Raw genomic sequence first — 16,660 nt, 5'->3', positions numbered from 1 at the left:
TCGTCCGCTTGAAAGCCTAGAGGGAGATGGGCTGGTCCGTGGGACGGACCGGGAAGGGAAGCTGGGTCTCGCCCTCGAGGTACTGGTCGACGGCCGCCGCCGCAGCGCGGCCCTCGGCGATCGCCCACACGATGAGGGACTGGCCACGACCGGCGTCACCCGCGACGAACACGCCGGGCTGGTTGGTCTGGTAATCGTGCTCCCGCGCCACGTTGCCACGCCCGGTGAAGGGGAGCTGGAACTGCGACTCGAGGGTCTCGCCCTCCGGGCCCGTGAATCCGAGTGCGAGCAGGACGAGGTCGGCCGGGATCTCCCGCTCGGTGCCACTCTTCGGCACGCGACGGCCGTCGATGAACTCCGTCTCGGCGACGCGGATCGCCCGCACCTCGCCGGCCTCGTTGGCGAGGAACTCGACGGTCGACACCAGGTACTCGCGGTTGCCGCCCTCCTCGTGTGCGCTCGCGACCTCGAAGAGCGTCGGCATCATGGGCCACGGCTGGTGCTCGGGCCGCTCCCCCGCCGGCTGCGTGCCGATGGCGAGGTTCGTGACGGAGGCGGCACCCTGACGGTGCGCCGTGCCAATGCAGTCGGCACCGGTGTCGCCGCCGCCGAGGACCACCACGTGCTTGTCCTCCGCCGTGATCTGGTCGGCGACCGTGTCGCCGGCGCCGACGCGGTTCGCCTGCACGAGGTACTCCATCGCGAAGTGGACCCCGGAGAGGTCACGACCGGGGATCGGCAGGTCGCGCGGCACCATCGCGCCGGTGGCGATGACGACGGCGTCGTAGCGGGCGCGGAGCTCGTCCCAGCTGATGTCGACCCCGATGTTCACGCCGGCGCGGAACCGGGTGCCCTCGTCCTGCATCTGCTTCAGCCGGATGTCGAGGTGCTTCTTCTCCATCTTGAAGTCGGGGATGCCGTAGCGCAGCAGACCACCGATGCGGTCGTCGCGCTCGTAGACCGCGACCGTGTGCCCGGCACGCGTCAGCTGCTGGGCTGCGGCGAGACCGGCCGGACCGGAACCGACGACGGCGACCGTCTTGCCGGTCAGCCGCTCCGGCGGGTGGGACTCGACCCAACCGTTGGCGAACGCCTGGTCGATGATCGACACCTCGACCTGCTTGATGGTCACGGCGGGCTGGTTGATGCCCAGCACGCACGAACTCTCGCACGGCGCCGGGCAGAGACGGCCTGTGAACTCCGGGAAGTTGTTCGTGGCGTGCAGCCGCTCGATGGCCGAGCGTCCCTCGCCTCGCCACATCAGGTCGTTCCACTCCGGGATGAGGTTGCCCAGCGGGCAGCCCTGATGGCAGAACGGGATGCCGCAGTCCATGCAGCGACCAGCCTGCTTGCGGACGGTCGCGGGGTCGCTCTGCTCGTAGACCTCTTTCCAGTCCATGATGCGGACCGGCACGGGCCGGCGCTTCGGGAGCTCGCGCTCCGGTACCTTCAGGAATCCCTTGGGATCAGCCACCGGTCACCTCCAGGATTCGGTTCCATACGATGTCGCCGTCGGGGTCGAGCCCCTCGTCGAGTGCGGTCTGTCGGGTCGCCAGGACCGCCGCGTAGTCACGCGGGAGGACCTTGACGAACCGGGCGAGTGAGTCCTCGATGTCGGCGAGCAGCCGGCCGGCCAGCGGAGAACCGGTCTCCACGACGTGCCGTTCGAGGAGGTCGCGGACGATCTCGGCGTCGGCACTGTCGAGTTCGGACAGGGTGAGCTCCCCCGAGGCGAGGGAGTCTCGGTTGACCTGGTCGCGTTCGAGGTCGAACACGTAGGCCGTGCCGCCGGACATGCCCGCGCCGAGGTTCCGGCCGGTCTGGCCCAGGATGACGGCGAGACCGCCCGTCATGTACTCGAGCGCGTGGTCACCGACGCCTTCGACGACCGCCGTGGCGCCGGAGTTGCGCACCAGGAACCGCTCGCCGACGATCCCGCTCAGGAACATGGTGCCCTGGGTCGCGCCGTACCCGATGACGTTGCCGGCGATCACGTTCTCCTCGGGCGCGAAGGCTGCGCGCTCGGATGGCCGGACGACGATCTGTCCGCCGGACAGGCCCTTGCCGACGTAGTCGTTCGAGTCGCCGATGAGCCGCAGCGCGATGCCGCCGGGGAGGAACGCGCCGAAGGACTGCCCGGCCGAGCCACGCAGGGTGATGTCGATGCTCCCTGCCGGGAGCCCGTTCTCGCCGTGCCGCCTGGTGACCTCGTGGCCGAGCATGGTGCCGACCGCCCGCTCCGTGTTGCGGATGGGCAGGTCGACCGAGAAGTGGCCACCGTGTTCGAGCACCTCCGAGGCGGCCGTGATGAGCTGCTGGTCGAAGTGCTTCTCGAGCTCGTGCTCCTGCGGCCGGCGGTTGATCCGCGGCTCGTCGTCGGCGAAGACGGGACCCACGAGGACCGGGGCCAGGTCGAGCCCGGACGCCTTCCAGTGATCGATCGCCCGGTCGGCGTCGATCAGTTCGTTGTGGCCGATCGCCTCCTCGAGCGTCCGGAACCCGAGCTCGGCGAGGTACTCGCGCACCTCCTGGGCGATGAACTCGAAGAAGTTCACGACGAACTCCGGCTTGCCGGTGAACCGCTCGCGCAGCACCGGGTTCTGCGTCGCGACGCCGACCGGGCAGGTGTCGAGGTGGCACACGCGCATCATGACGCACCCGGAGACGACGAGCGGTGCCGTCGCGAAGCCGAACTCCTCGGCGCCGAGCAGGGCCCCGATGACGACGTCGCGTCCGGTCTTCATCTGACCGTCGACCTGCACCACGACCCGGTCGCGCATGTTGTTGAGCATGAGGGTCTGCTGCGTCTCAGCGAGACCCAGCTCCCAGGGCGTGCCCGCGTGCTTCAGGGAGTTCAACGGGCTCGCGCCGGTTCCGCCGTCGTGACCGGAGACGAGGATGACGTCCGAGAGCGCCTTCGCGACGCCCGCGGCCACCGCACCGATGCCGGACTGGCTGACCAGCTTGGTGTGGATCCGGGCCTTCGGGTTCGCACGCTTCAGGTCGAAGATGAGCTGCTTGAGGTCTTCGATGGAGTAGATGTCGTGGTGCGGTGGCGGCGAGATGAGGCCGACGCCCGCCGTGGCGTGCCGCGTCCGCGCCACCCACGGGTAGACCTTCGTCGGCGGCAACTGCCCGCCCTCACCGGGCTTCGCGCCCTGGGCGAGCTTGATCTGGATGTCGTCGGCGTGCGTGAGGTACATGCTCGTCACGCCGAACCGGCCGGAGGCGACCTGCTTGATCGCGCTGCGGCGCGTCGGGTCGAGGAGCCGGTCGACGTCCTCGCCACCCTCACCGGTGTTCGACTTAGCACCGATGCTGTTCATCGCGATGGCCAGCGTCTCGTGCGCCTCGCGCGAGATGGAGCCGTAGCTCATCGCGCCGGTCGAGAACCGCTTCACGATCGAGGCGACCGACTCGACCTCGTCGAGCGGGACGGGCGGGCGGGCACCGGTGCGGAGGGTGAACATCCCGCGGAGCGTCATGAGCTGTGCCGCCTGGGAGTCGACCATGTGGGTGTACTCGCGGAAGATGTCGTACCGGCGCGTCTTGGTCGCGTGCTGGAGCTTGAAGACCGTCTCCGGGTTGAAGAGGTGCGGCGAACCGTCGCGACGCCACTGGTACTCACCGCCGGACTGCAGGCGCTCGTGGGCCGTCGATGCGGCGTCCTCGGGGTACGCGTACCGGTGACGCTTCGCGTTCTCCTCGGCGATCACCTCGATGCCGACACCGCCGAGCTTCGTCTCCGTGCCGGTGAAATAGCTGTCGACGAGCTGCTGGCTCAGGCCGACGGCCTCGAAGGCCTGTGCTCCGGCGTAGGAGGACACCGTCGAGATGCCCATCTTCGACATGATCTTGAGCACGCCCTTGCCGAGCGCCTTGATGACGTTCTTGACGGCCTGCTCGCGGGTGACGCCCTGGATGAGGCCGCTGCGGACGAGGTCCTCGCAGCTCTCCATGGCCAGGTACGGGTTGATGGCGGAGGCGCCGTAGCCGATGAGCAGCGCGACGTGGTGGACCTCGCGCACGTCGCCGGCCTCGACGACGAGCCCGACCTTCATCCGGTTCTCGGCGCGGATGAGGTGGTGGTGCACGGCGGCGAGCGAGAGTAGCGACGGGATCGGCGCGAGGTCGGAGTTCGAGTCGCGGTCGCTCAGGACGATGAACTCCGAGCCTGCGAGGATCGCCTGGTCGACCTCGTCGCACATCTCGCGCAGGCGCGTCTCGAGTCCGGCCGAGCCGTCCTCGACGCGGTAGAGCGCCTTGACGGTCGTCGTCAGCGGGCTCGCCGGGTTCGGGTCGATGTGCTGGATCTTGGCGAGCTCGTCGTTGTCGATGACCGGGAAGTCGAGGACGACCTGCTTGGCGTGCTCGGGGCCCCACGAGAGGAGGTTGCGCTCAGGGCCGAGCCCGAGCTTCAGCGAGGTGACGACCTCCTCGCGGATCGAGTCGAGCGGCGGGTTGGTGACCTGGGCGAACTGCTGCACGAAGTAGTCGAACAGCAGCCGAGGGCGGTCGGAGAGCACCGCGATCGGGGTGTCCGAGCCCATCGCGCCGAGCGGCTCCGCACCGTTCTGGCCCATGGGCTGCAGGAGGATGCGCACCTCCTCCTCGGTGTACCCGAAGGTCCGCTGGCGGCGGGTGACGGATGCCGGCGTGTGCACGATGTGCTCGCGCTCCGGCAGGTCGCTCAGGTTGATGCGTCCGGCGTCGAGCCAGTCGCCCCAGGGTGCCGAAGCCGAGAGCTCGTCCTTGATCTCGTCGTCCTCGATGATCCGCCCGGCCTCGGTGTCGACGAGGAACATCTTCCCGGGACGCAGGCGGCCCTTGCGCTTGACCCGGCTCGGGTCGACGTCGAGGACGCCGATCTCGCTACCCAGGACGACGAGACCGTCGGTCGTCTCCAGCCACCGACCGGGGCGCAGGCCGTTCCGGTCCAGGGTCGCGCCGACGAGTGAGCCGTCCGTGAAGGTGAGGGCGGCCGGACCGTCCCACGGCTCCATCTGCATGGAGTTGAACTCGTAGAAGTCGCGTCGCTCCTGCGACAGCCCGGTCTGCTTCTCCCAGGCCTCGGGGACCATCATCATCATGGCGTGCGGGAGGGACCGTCCGGTCAGCGTCAACAGCTCGAGGACCTCGTCGAACGAGGCGGAGTCGCTCGCTCCGGGCGTGATGATGGGGAGCAGCGGGCGGATGTCGCCGATGAGCTCGGACTCGAGCTGCGACTGCCGCGCGCGCATCCAGTTGCGGTTCCCCTCGACCGTGTTGATCTCGCCGTTGTGCGCCATCATGCGCAGCGGCTGGGCCAGCGGCCAGGACGGGAACGTGTTGGTGGAGTACCGCGAGTGGACGATGGCGAGCTTGGTCGCGAACCGCTCGTCGGACAGGTCGGGGTAGAACGGTTCGAGCTGGAGCGTCGTGACCATGCCCTTGTAGACGAGCGTGCGGCTCGACAAGGAGATGAAGTACGCCCCGAGCTCGCGCTCCGCCCGCTTCCGGAGCCGGAAGGCGAGTCGGTCGAGGGCGATCCCGGTCGGCGTCGACGCGCCGGTCCCCGTGACGAACAATTGTTCGAACGCCGGCATGGCCGCACGGGCGAGCTTCCCCAACTCGTCGGGGTCGACCGGCACCTCGCGCCAGCCGAGGACGGTGAGTTCCTCCTCGGCGGCGATCGCGGCGATGCGCGTCTGGAGCTGTGCGCGCTCGGAGGCGTCGGTGGGCAGGAAGGCGATGCCCACGGCGTACGCACCGAGCGGCGGCAGCTCGAATCCGGCGACGCCGCGCAGGAAGGCGTCGGGCATCTGGGTGAGGATGCCCGCGCCGTCGCCGGTCCCGGCGTCGGAACCGATCGCGCCGCGGTGCTCCAGGTTGCGGAGCGAACCGAGCGCCGCGTCGATGATGCTGTGCGAGGCCTCGCCCGTCAGGGTCGCGACCATCGCCAGGCCACAGGCGTCCTTCTCGTTCGCCGGGTCGTACATGCCCTGCTTGGGCGGAACCGAGCTGAACGAAGCGTACGGTGCATGCGCCATGGAATTACCGTCCTCACGAAAGGGGATCAGAAGGGGACGTCGCTGGCCCTGGGATGAAACGGGTGATGGATCCCCTGCTGAGCCGGGATCCACCGGGCCGACGAGGGTGCGTTCAGCCTAGGAGCGAGAGCCGGTCTTGCTTGTGGCGACCGTGGCTTCGGACGACGGAGTGGATGACGCAGTGCGGTCTGATCCGTCGGCATCGTCGTCGGCGGAGGCACTGCGCAGCCCCAGGTTCTCCGCGTCGGTGTCGTAGTAGTCTACCGCAGCCTTCGGATCGGCCCAGGAACGGCCGGGGACGTACGGCGACGGCTCGGCACCCGTGTGGCGACGCGACTGGATGACGATGATCGCGAGTCCGACGACGATCGCGAGGATCGCGGCCCAGACGTTGGCGCGGATGCCGAAGAGGTACTCGCTCGGGTCGATCCGGATGGTCTCCCAGACCGTGCGACCGGCTCCGTACCAGATGAGGTAGACACCGAACAGGCGGCCCCACTGCGGGTTGAAGCGGTGTCCGATCCAGAGGATGACGGCCACCCCCAGCAGGTTCCAGATGATCTCGTACAGGAACGTGGGGTGGAAGAGCGTGCCGGCGGGCAGACCGATCGGGAACGCGGGGTTGCTGGCCTCGATCTCGAGGCCCCAGGGCAGGTCCGTGGGGAGCCCGTAGAGCTCGTGGTTGAAGTAGTTGCCGAGGCGTCCGAACGCCTGGGCGAGCAGCAGGCCGGGCGCGAGGGCGTCGGCGAAGGTCCAGAACCGGATCCCCGTCATGCGGCAGCCGATGTAGGCGCCGACTGCTCCACCGATGAGCGAACCGAAGATCGCGATGCCGCCCTCCCAGATGTAGAGCGTCCGCAGGAGGTCCGCACCCGGGTAGAAGTAGTCGCCGGGGTGGGTCAGGACGTGGAAGATCCGCGCACCGATGATCCCCAAGGGGATGGCCCACAGGATGATGTCGAGCACGATGCCCGGCTCGGCACCGCGCTTCGTCAGCCGCCGGGAAGTGAGGATGGTGGCGGCGATGATCCCGGCGATGATGCAGAGCGCGTACATGTGCACCGTGAACGGGCCCACGCTGAAGGTCGCGATGTCCGGGTTCGGGCTCGGGATGCTGAGGGGTGCAATCACTGCAGTGGTCGCCTTTCGTTACGAACTCTGATCGAGTGTAGGGCTTTCAGCATCGCGGACGTGCTGAGGATACCCTCAGCGGGCGGTGCCGGCCGCGAGTGAACGGGCGACCTCGGTGATCGCCGGGACACCGCCGTCGGCGAGTGCCTTGACGAACACGGATCCGACGATGGCTCCGTCGGCGTACTCGAGGACCGAGCGGACCTGCTCCGCGGTCGAGATGCCGATGCCGACGCACGCGTGCTGTGCCCCGGCCGTGCGGAGCCGACCGACGAGGGTCTTCGCAGCGGCGTCGAGGTCCTGCCGGGCACCGGTGATGCCCATCGTGGAGACGGTGTAGACGAAGCCGCGGGAGTGTTCGGTCACGAGCGACAGGCGCTCGTCGCTCGACGTCGGGGCTGCGAGGAAGACCCGGTCGAGGCCGTGTCGTTCGCTGGCGTCGAGCCAGTCCGCCGCGGCGTCGGGGGTGATGTCGGGCGTGATGAGCCCGGCTCCCCCGGCCGCTGCGAGGTCGGAGGCGAACCGTTCGACGCCGTACTGCAGCACCGGGTTCCAGTACGTCATGACGAGGACCGGGACGTCCACGGCGGCGCGGATGGCGCTGATCGCCGTGAAGACGTCGCGCAACCGGAACCCCTCCGCGAGAGCCGTCATCGTCGCGGCCTGGATGACCGCTCCGTCCATGACGGGGTCCGAGTAGGGAACGCCGAGCTCGAGGACGTCGACGCCGTTCTGCGCGAGCGCGATGGCGGCGTCGATGCTCGTCTGGAGGTCGGGGAACCCGACGGGGAGGTATCCGATGAGGGCGCCGCGGCGGTCCATGGAGGCCGCGTCGATCGCCGAAGCGACCGGTGAGACCGTCGTGTGACCGGTGGCCGCGGTCATGCGTTCCGCCCGGCTTCGTCGAGGAGCCCGAAGTAGGTCGCAGCCGTCTCGACGTCCTTGTCTCCGCGCCCGGAGAGGTTGATCAGGATGGTCGCCTCGGGGCCGAGCTCCTTGCCGAGGACGATTGCCCCGGCAAGCGCGTGTGCGGACTCGATCGCGGGGATGATGCCCTCGGTGCGGCTCAGGAGCCGGAAGGCCTCCATCGCCTCGGCGTCCGTCGCAGGGACGTACGTCGCCCGCCCGGTGTCGGCGAGCCAGGCGTGCTCCGGTCCGACGCCCGGGTAGTCGAGCCCGGCGGAGATCGAGTGGGACTCGACGGTCTGGCCGTCGTCGTCCTGCAGGACGAAGGTGCGGGCACCGTGGAGGACGCCCGGACGACCGCGGCCGATGGACGCGGCATGCCGTGGGGTGTCGACGCCGTCGCCGGCCGCCTCGACCCCGTAGAGCGCGACGTCCGCATCGTCGAGGAAGGCGTGGAAGATCCCGATCGCGTTGGAGCCGCCGCCGACGCAGGCGACGACCGCGTCCGGGAGTGAACCGTTCAACTCGAGGAGCTGTGCGCGGGCCTCTTCGCCGATGATCTTCTGGAAGTCGCGCACCATCACGGGGAACGGGTGTGGGCCCGCTGCGGTGCCGAAGATGTAGTTCGTCGTCTCGACCGAGGCGACCCAGTCGCGGTACGCCTCGTTGATGGCGTCCTTGAGGGTCCGCGATCCGGTCGTCACGGGGATGACAGTCGCGCCGAGGAGTCGCATCCGGGCGACGTTGAGCGCTTGGCGTTCGGTGTCGACCTCGCCCATGTAGATCGTGCAGTCGAGGCCGAAGAGTGCGGCCGCGGTGGCCGTGGCCACACCGTGCTGGCCGGCTCCGGTCTCGGCGATGACGCGGGTCTTGCCGATGCGCTTCGTGAGGAGCGCCTGGCCCAGGACGTTGTTGATCTTGTGCGAGCCGGTGTGGTTGAGGTCCTCGCGCTTGAGGAAGATGCGCGCGCCGCCCGCCGATGCGGCGAAGCGGGGCACCTCGGTGATGATCGACGGGCGGCCGGCGTAGTCGCGGAGCAGCGTCGTGAGCTCGGCCTGGAAGCTCTCGTCGGCCTTGGCGGCCTCGTAGGCCGTCGCGAGTTCGTCGACCGCGGCGATGAGCGCCTCAGGCATGTAGCGTCCGCCGAAGTCGCCGAAGAACGGGCCTGCCTCGTCTCGGAGGTGCGTCGATTCCGCGTGGGCGGGGGTGGCTGGTGACATGGTCATGCGGTGGCTCCCAGGAACTGTTCGAGGGTGGCGACGGGGTCGCCGGTGACGAGCGCCTCGCCGACCAGGACGACGTCGGCGCCGTCACGTCGGTAGGCGGCGACGTCGGTGGCGCGGAGCACGGCGGACTCGGCCACCTTGACGGCGTCGGCGGGGAAACGGTCGGTCAACGAGCCGAAGAGGTGTTGGTCGAGTTCGAAGGTGCTGAGATTCCGCGCGTTGACGCCGATGAGCCGGGCGCCGATGTCGCTCGCCCTCGACAGCTCATCGGCTGAATGGGTCTCGACCAGTGGCGTCATGCCGAGCTGCACGACGAGCTCGTGCAGCGACGACAGCGTGGCCTGATCGAGTCCGGCGACGATCAGGAGGACCAGGTCGGCGCCGGATGCCCGGGCTTCGAACACCTGGTACGGCAAGGAGATGAAGTCCTTGCGCAGGACCGGGATGCGGATCGCGGCCCGGACGGCCTCGAGGTCCTGCAGCGAACCGCCGAACCTCCGGCCCTCGGTCAGCACACTGACCGCGCTGGCACCACCCTGCTCGTAGAGCGAGGCGAGGAGCGCCGGGTCGGGGATGTCGGCCAACGCGCCGCGTGACGGGCTGGACCGCTTGACCTCGGCGATGATCTTGACCTGGTCGGCCGGGGCGAGCGCAGCGAGGGCGTCGACGGCCGGAGGGGCCTCGACGGCAGCGGCTTCGACGACTGCAGCCGGACGGCCCGCGAGGCGCCCGAGGGCGTCCTCCTTCGCGCCGGCCATCAGGTCGGCGAGCATGTTCAGTGCTCTTTCGCCACGGTCTTGGACCCACCGACGCCGTACCCCGCCTTGGCGAGGACACCGCCCGTGATCCACCCGAGGAGGAGGAGGCCGGCCGACGCCCACACGAGGACGGGCATGTCGAGCCAGAAGAAGACCGTACCGGCGGCGAACGCGACCAACATGATGATCACGGCCGTCCAGGCGGCGGGCGAGTGTCCGTGGCCGGGGTCCGAGGGGTCGGTGCTCATGGTTCTCCTTCTGTGCGAGTGCGGGTTCCAGTGTACCGGCAAGCGGTGCGCGGTTCCGTGCGTGGGCCACGAGTTCCCAGGTGGCCCGGGGTGCCGTCGTGGGTCGGCGGAGCGGTCAGCGCGTCGGGTCGTCGCCGCGGCTGAGGTCGTCCCAGGCGCCCACCGGGTCAGCGCTCGGGGCCGTCTCCACCTGGGTAAACCGGACCGCCTGGTACTTCTTCGACGGACCGGGCCACCGGCGGTGGGTGAGCACGGTCGCGAGCCCGGCGAGACCGAGCACGACGCCGAGCACCAGGGTGATCGCCGGCCACGCGGTGAGCGTGGTCGCCGCGACGAGGTCGATGGTCGACTGACTTCCGGCCACGCCCGTGGCCTCGGTGACGGCGGCCGCGCCCGCGGTCGCCGGCGAGGCGAGCACCGCGATCGACGAGATCATGACGCAGGCGCCGATCACGGCCTCCAGCAGGCCGAGGATGATGCGGAACACCGGCCCGGCGATCGCCAGCGCTGCGACGAGGGCGAGACCGGCCAGGGCGAGTGCGGACAGAGCGGGAGCAGCGACGGAGCCGACCACGTCGAGCGCGCCGGAGTGTGGGCCGACGCCGACGAGGCTGATCGAGAGCCAGGTCTGGGTCCACGCCGCGAGGATGAGCGCGTCGGCGAGGACGGCGGTGACGAGGAGCAGGGTCTTCAGGCGGCGCTGACGACTGCGCAGAGCTCGTGACTCGAGCTCGTCAGTGGCGGACGGTTCGTCGGGCCTCGGCGGCTCCACCGGTCCGGACTGGGGTGCTGCAGTGCTCTCGGTCATGCTCCAACTCGATTCATGGTGTCGGCGTCGGTGCTGCGACGACGTCGAGGCTTCGGCCGTCGAAACAGCTGCGCGTCCCCGTGTGGCAGGCGGCACCGTGCTGATCGACCTCCACCAACAGGGTATCCCCGTCGCAGTCGTAGGCGAGCGCCCGGACGAACTGCACGTGGCCGGAGGTGTCCCCCTTGCGCCAGTACTCCTGTCGTGACCGGGACCAGTAGGTGACCCGCCCCTCGGTCATCGTCCGGCGGACGGCCTCGGCGTCCATCCACCCGAGCATGAGCACCTCGCGTGAGTCCCACTGCTGCACGATCGCGGGAAGCAGGCCATGCGCGTCGAAGGTGAGCTGGCCGATCGCGGTCTCCGGGTCGGCGCCCACCGGGATGGTGATGTCCGCGCTCATGCCCGCACCGTCCAACCGGCGTCGGCGAGTTCCTGTTTGACCTGGCCGATCGTCAACTCGCCGTTGTGGAAGACGCTCGCGGCGAGGACGGCGTCGGCACCCGCGGCGATGGCGGGTGGGAAGTCGGCGAGGCGGCCTGCTCCCCCGGACGCGATGACGGGAACCCGGCTGATCTCGCGCATGGCGCTGATGAGCTCGGTGTCGAACCCGGCCTTGGTGCCGTCGGCGTCGATCGAGTTCACCAACAGCTCGCCCGCACCGCGTTCGATCGCCTCGGTCGCCCAGGCGAGCGCGTCGAGCTCGGTCTCTCGTCGGCCGCCGTGTGTCGTGACGATCCATCCGGATGCGCTGCCGGCGTGTCGCTTCACGTCCAGGGAGAGGACGAGGACCTGAGCGCCGAAGCGGTCGGCGATCTCCCCCAGCAACTCGGGCCGGGCGATCGCGGCGCTGTTCACGCCGACCTTGTCCGCGCCGCTGGCCAGCAGCCGGGAGACGTCCTGGGTCGAGCGGACCCCGCCGCCGACCGTGAGCGGGATGAAGACCTGCTCGGCGGTGCGGCTGACGAGGTCGTAGGTGGTGTCGCGTTCGGCCACGGTGGCCGTGACGTCGAGGAAGGTCAGTTCATCGGCGCCCTGCTCGGCGTAGCGCTTCGCGAGCTCGACCGGATCGCCGGCATCGCGGAGGTCGAGGAAGTTGACGCCCTTCACGACGCGCCCGTCGGCGACGTCGAGACAGGGGATGACTCGGGTGGCGAGTGACACGGAAGCCTCCGCAAGGCGACTGGGGCGGGTGATGATGGAGGGGCGACTCAGAGTCGGGCGGCGTGGATGGCCGTGACGAGGATGGCGCGTGCGCCGAGCTCGTAGAGGCGGTCCATGACGTCGTTCGCGTCGCCGCGAGGGATCATGACCCGGACCGCCACCCACTCTGGGTCGCGGAGCGGCGAGATCGTCGGCGACTCGATGCCACCGGCGACGGCGGTCGCCTGCTCGAGCAGCCGGACCGGGAGGTCGTAGTCGACGAGCACGTACTGCCGCGCGACGAGCACGCCCTGCAGGCGGCGGATGAGCGTCGCCGTGGTGGGCTTCGTCTCCGGCGACGCGATGAGCACAGCGGTGGAGTCGAGGATCACCGGGCCGAAGATGCCGAGGCCGGCCTTCCGGAGGGTCGTGCCGGTGGACACGACGTCCGCCACCGCGTCCGCGACCCCGAGCTGGACCGCCGACTCGACCGCACCGTCGAGGTGGACGAGCGTGGCATCCACACCGGCGTCGCGGAGGAAGTTGCCGACGAGGCCGGGGTAACTGGTGGCGACGGTCTTCCCCGCAAGATCGGAGAGCTCGGAGAACTCGTCGGCCGGACCGGCGAAGCGGAACGTCGAGCCGCCGAAGCCCAGCTCGGCGAGTTCGGTGGCGGCGGAGTGTGAGTCCAGGAGCAGATCGCGCCCCGTGATGCCGATGTCGAGGGCGCCGGAACCGACGTAGGTCGCGATGTCGCGCGGACGGAGGTAGAAGAACTCGACGTCGTTCCGTGCGTCGACGACGTGGAGCTCCTTGGTGTCGCGACGGGTCGCGTAGCCGGCCTCCTGCAGCATCTCGACGGCGGTCTCGGACAGCGAGCCCTTGTTGGGCACGGCGACTCTCAGCATGGGGTGACTTTCGTGTTGTGCGACGGTGTCTCGACAGGGTGATCAGGAGGCGCGGCGGATGCGCCGCGACGAGCTCCTACAGATGTCGGTAGACGTCGGCGGGGGTGAGCCCCTTCGCCACCATCATCACCTGCACGTGGTAGAGCAGCTGGGAGATCTCCTCGGCCGTCTCGGTGTCGCTCTGGTACTCGGCCGCCATCCACACCTCGGCGGCCTCCTCGACGATCTTCTTCCCGATGCCGTGCACACCCGTGTCCAGTTCGCGGACGGTGCCGGAACCCTCCGGCCGGGTCTCGGCCTTCAGGCGCAGCTCGTCGAACAGCTCGTCGAAGGTTTTCACGTGCTCCAGGGTACCGGTTCCGGGCGGCGGTGCGCGCCGCGGACGCGCTCGACCGGCCCGCCGGGTCAGTGGGTGTGCGTCGACGCCTCGGCGGCGGCCCGGAGGAGCGCGATGTTCGACGCCGGATCGGAACCGCTGTAGACCGCCGACCCCGCGACGAAGGTGTCCGCGCCGGCGGTGGCAGCGATCCCGATCGTGTCCGCGGAAATCCCGCCGTCGACCTGGAGCCAGACGTCGAGACCGGTGCGCGCGACCTCGGCCGACAGCGCCTGCAGCTTCGGCATGGTCTCCGGCATGAACGACTGTCCGCCGAACCCCGGCTCGACCGTCATGACGAGCACCTGGTCGAACTCCGGCAGGAGTTCCAGGTACGGCTCGATGGGCGTGCCGGGCTTCACGGCGATCCCGGCGCGTGCCCCGATGGAACGCAGGCGTCTGGCGAGGGCGACGGGGTCGCTGGTGGCCTCGGCGTGGAACGTCACCGAGTACGCCCCGAGCTCGGCGTAGCCGGGAGCCCATCGATCGACGTCCGAGATCATGAGGTGGACGTCGAGCGGGACCGGAGACACGTCCTGGATGCGACCGACCATCTGCGGACCGAACGTGAGGTTCGGGACGAAATGGTTGTCCATGACGTCGACATGGACGAGGTCGGCGCTCGCGATCCGCTCCAGGTCGGCCTGGAGGTTCACGAAATCGGCGGACAGGATGCTCGGGTTGATGCGCGCGGACATGTGCTCGAGCCTATCGATCGACAGCGGGTCCGGCCGACTCCGCAGGCTTGCGAAGGAGGGCGATGTACATGGCGTCGGTGCCCTGGCGGTGCGGCCAGAGCTGGACCGCGCCACCGGGTGCCGCGGCGTCGAGCGGTTCGGTCGTGACCTGGTCGAGCACCGCGGAGGTGTCGAGCCGCTCCATCCCGGGATGGGCTCGCAGGGCGCTCTCCACGATCAGTGCCGTCTCGCCGACGTGCGGCGAACACGTCACGTACGCCACGATCCCGCCGGGAGCGAGCGCGGTGATGGCGGCATCGAGCAGTGAGCCCTGCAGACGGGTCAGCTCGGAGACGTCCTTCGGCGTCTTCCGCCACCGCGCCTCCGGTCGTCGTCGCAGCGCGCCGAGCCCGGTGCACGGGGCATCGAGGAGGATGCGGTCGTAGGTCTCGGGATGCGCTGCCGCGAGCGTCGTGCCGTCGGCGGTCGAGACCGACACGTCGAGCGGGACACCTGCGAGGGCGCGCTCCACGAGACGGGCCCTCGCGGGGACCAGTTCGTTCGCGTCGAGGCGTGCCTCCCCGGCGAGGGCCTCGGCGGCCAGCAGCGCCGCCTTGCCCCCAGGCCCCGCACAGAGGTCGAGCCATCGCTCGCCGGACCGGACCGGTGCCGCCCGCGTCAGCGCGAGCGCGGCGAGCTGCGAGCCCTCGTCCTGGACGCGGAGGCGCCCGCCGCCGGTCCCGACGAGTTGCACCGGGTCGCCGCCGGCGCTGCGGAAGCCGTACGGCGAGAACCGGTTGGGTTCGGCGTCCTCGGGCCGGTCGGCGAGCCCCGGGAGTGCGATGAGGTTCACCTGCGGGGCGAGGTTGTCCGCGGCCAGCGCGTCCTCGAGTTCGTCGCCGCGGTCCTGCAGATCGAGCGCCTGTCTGATGGCCCGAACGACCCACGCCGGGTGTGCGGTGCTCACGGCCAGGCGATCGGTGTCGTTCGTGGCCTCAGCCAGCAGGATCCGCTCCCACTCGGCGGGTTCGGTCCGCGAGATGGTGCGGAGGACGCCGTTGGTGAAGCCGGCTGCGGACCGTGAACCCGCGGAGCGGGCGAGCTCGACCGACTCGTTCACGGCGGCGTGGCCTGGGACGCGCATGGAGAGCAGCTGATGGGCTCCGAGCCGCAGGACGTCGAGGATCGCGTCGTCGATCTCGGTCACGGGACGCTTGGCGGCGTGCGCGATGACCCGGTCGTAGTACCCGCGTCGGCGGAGGGTGCCGTACGTCAGTTCGGTCGCGAGGCCGGCGTCCGCCGGACTCAACTTCGCCTCGGCCAGCCGGTGCGGCAGGAGGAGGTTCGCGTAGGAGTCCGAGGTGCTGACGGCGTGGATGACGTCGAAGGCCACTCGGCGTGCCGGCTGCACGGTCGCCGAGTCACGCGGACGCGTGGGACGCTGGCGTCCTCGACGGGGTTCCACGTCGCGGGGCAGTCGGTCGCGGCGTCGCTGGCCCTCGGGCTGCTGGCCGCTCACGCGGTGACCAGCCGATCGGTTCCCGTGGACGCACCGCGCCACCAGTCGGCGGCCGGCATCGCCGTCCGTCCCGCCGGCTGCACCTCCAGGAGTTGCAACGGGGTGTCCGCCGTGCCGACCAGGACGAGGCCGTCGACGGACACGATCGTCCCGGGCGCCGGCGGATCCGTCGGCAGGGTCGACACGGGGACGGCGCGGTGCACCTTCACCCGCGCCTCGTCGAGGACGGTGAACGCGCCCGGCTCGGGGGTGACCCCGCGGATCTGCGACCACACGTCGGCGACGGGGCGGTCCCAGACGATCCGGCCGTCCTGGCCGTCGAGCTTCGGCGCGAGGGACACCTCGCCCTGCTGCGGGGCCGCTACCGCGGTGCCGGCGGCGATGGCGGCGACGACCTCGGCAGTGAGCGGTGCGCCGAGCTCGGCGAGCCGGTCGAGGAGCTCCCCCGACGTCTCGCCCTCGCCGATCGGCGTCTCCACGGTGGCGAAGACGTCTCCGGCGTCAAGAGCCGGCACGAGCTGGAAGACCGACGCGCCGGTGACCGCGTCCCCGGCCATCACGGACCGCTGGACGGGCGCCGCGCCGCGCCAGGCCGGCAGCAACGAGAAGTGCAGATTGATCCAACCGTGTGCCGGCGCGGACAGGAGGGGTTCACGGACGAGCCCGCCGTACGCGACGATCACGCCGAGTTCCGCACGGAGCGCGACGATCCGCGCCGTCGCGTCGTCGTCGAGACGTGCAGCGCGGATGACCGGGAGCCCGAGCCGTTCGGCGGCCGCTGCCACCGGCGACGGGGTCAGGACCCGCTTGCGGCCGAGCGGGGCGTCGGGTCGGGTCACGACGGCCGCGATCTCGTGCCCGGCCGAGACGAGGGCGTCGAGCGTCGGGACGGCGACGGCGGGGGTGCCGGCGAAGACCAGCCTCATGCGGT

General features: G+C 70.1%; 15 protein-coding genes. All 15 read right to left on the bottom strand.

Annotated features, from left to right (window positions below; translation table 11 throughout):
* Positions 1 to 16: 16 nt before the first annotated feature.
* Positions 17 to 1,474 (bottom strand): glutamate synthase subunit beta, encoded by a 1,458-nt coding sequence (locus BWO91_RS10305; protein ID WP_079002519.1) that lies wholly within the window; start codon positions 1,472 to 1,474, stop codon positions 17 to 19.
* Positions 1,467 to 6,029: a glutamate synthase large subunit gene (gene gltB, locus BWO91_RS10300; RefSeq protein ID WP_079002518.1), complete on the bottom strand. Its 4,563-nt coding sequence runs from the start codon at positions 6,027 to 6,029 to the stop codon at positions 1,467 to 1,469. Before gltB ends, BWO91_RS10305 begins: the two co-directional genes overlap by 8 nt.
* Positions 6,030 to 6,146: 117 nt before the next feature.
* A complete protein-coding gene (lgt, locus tag BWO91_RS10295) occupies positions 6,147 to 7,160 on the bottom strand; it encodes a prolipoprotein diacylglyceryl transferase (RefSeq protein ID WP_079002517.1) in 1,014 nt (337 codons plus the stop codon).
* Positions 7,161 to 7,235: 75 nt separating this feature from the next.
* Positions 7,236 to 8,045, bottom strand: a complete 810-nt coding sequence (trpA, locus tag BWO91_RS10290) for a tryptophan synthase subunit alpha (RefSeq protein ID WP_079002516.1) — start codon at positions 8,043 to 8,045, stop codon at positions 7,236 to 7,238.
* Positions 8,042 to 9,292, bottom strand: a complete 1,251-nt coding sequence (trpB, locus tag BWO91_RS10285) for a tryptophan synthase subunit beta (RefSeq protein ID WP_369808438.1) — start codon at positions 9,290 to 9,292, stop codon at positions 8,042 to 8,044. The genes trpA and trpB overlap by 4 nt, the downstream gene beginning before the upstream one ends.
* Positions 9,289 to 10,065 carry an indole-3-glycerol phosphate synthase TrpC gene (trpC, locus tag BWO91_RS10280; protein ID WP_079002515.1) on the bottom strand — a complete coding sequence of 259 codons (777 nt, stop codon included), beginning with the start codon at positions 10,063 to 10,065 and terminating at the stop codon, positions 9,289 to 9,291. The genes trpB and trpC overlap by 4 nt, the downstream gene beginning before the upstream one ends.
* Positions 10,066 to 10,067: 2 nt before the next feature.
* Positions 10,068 to 10,298 (bottom strand): DUF6704 family protein, encoded by a 231-nt coding sequence (locus BWO91_RS10275; RefSeq protein WP_064293851.1) that lies wholly within the window; start codon positions 10,296 to 10,298, stop codon positions 10,068 to 10,070.
* 115 nt (positions 10,299 to 10,413) lie between these two features.
* The gene (locus BWO91_RS10270) at positions 10,414 to 11,106 is read right to left on the bottom strand and encodes a Trp biosynthesis-associated membrane protein (protein WP_079002514.1); all 693 of its coding nucleotides are present in this window, start codon (positions 11,104 to 11,106) and stop codon (positions 10,414 to 10,416) included.
* 13 nt (positions 11,107 to 11,119) lie between these two features.
* Positions 11,120 to 11,509: a phosphoribosyl-AMP cyclohydrolase gene (hisI, locus tag BWO91_RS10265; protein WP_064293850.1), complete on the bottom strand. Its 390-nt coding sequence runs from the start codon at positions 11,507 to 11,509 to the stop codon at positions 11,120 to 11,122.
* Positions 11,506 to 12,270, bottom strand: a complete 765-nt coding sequence (gene hisF, locus BWO91_RS10260; RefSeq protein ID WP_079002513.1) for an imidazole glycerol phosphate synthase subunit HisF — start codon at positions 12,268 to 12,270, stop codon at positions 11,506 to 11,508. Before hisF ends, hisI begins: the two co-directional genes overlap by 4 nt.
* Before the next feature lie 47 nt (positions 12,271 to 12,317).
* Positions 12,318 to 13,157, bottom strand: coding sequence for an ATP phosphoribosyltransferase (hisG, locus tag BWO91_RS10255; protein ID WP_064293848.1), 840 nt, complete (start codon positions 13,155 to 13,157; stop codon positions 12,318 to 12,320).
* 76 nt (positions 13,158 to 13,233) lie between these two features.
* A complete protein-coding gene (locus BWO91_RS10250; protein WP_064293847.1) occupies positions 13,234 to 13,497 on the bottom strand; it encodes a phosphoribosyl-ATP diphosphatase in 264 nt (87 codons plus the stop codon).
* Between the two features lie 65 nt (positions 13,498 to 13,562).
* Positions 13,563 to 14,231, bottom strand: a complete 669-nt coding sequence (rpe, locus tag BWO91_RS10245; RefSeq protein WP_079002512.1) for a ribulose-phosphate 3-epimerase — start codon at positions 14,229 to 14,231, stop codon at positions 13,563 to 13,565.
* Between the two features lie 10 nt (positions 14,232 to 14,241).
* Positions 14,242 to 15,729, bottom strand: coding sequence for a transcription antitermination factor NusB (locus BWO91_RS10240; protein WP_079002511.1), 1,488 nt, complete (start codon positions 15,727 to 15,729; stop codon positions 14,242 to 14,244).
* A complete protein-coding gene (gene fmt / locus BWO91_RS10235) occupies positions 15,726 to 16,655 on the bottom strand; it encodes a methionyl-tRNA formyltransferase (protein ID WP_079002510.1) in 930 nt (309 codons plus the stop codon). The genes BWO91_RS10240 and fmt overlap by 4 nt, the downstream gene beginning before the upstream one ends.
* Between the last annotated feature and the right edge of the window lie 5 nt (positions 16,656 to 16,660).

This window comes from Plantibacter flavus, assembly GCF_002024505.1.
In the GTDB taxonomy this organism is placed as follows: Bacteria; Actinomycetota; Actinomycetes; order Actinomycetales; family Microbacteriaceae; genus Plantibacter; species Plantibacter flavus_A.
The sequence above is the reverse complement of the archived record's forward strand: the minus strand, read 5'-3'. Positions and strand labels throughout refer to the sequence as shown.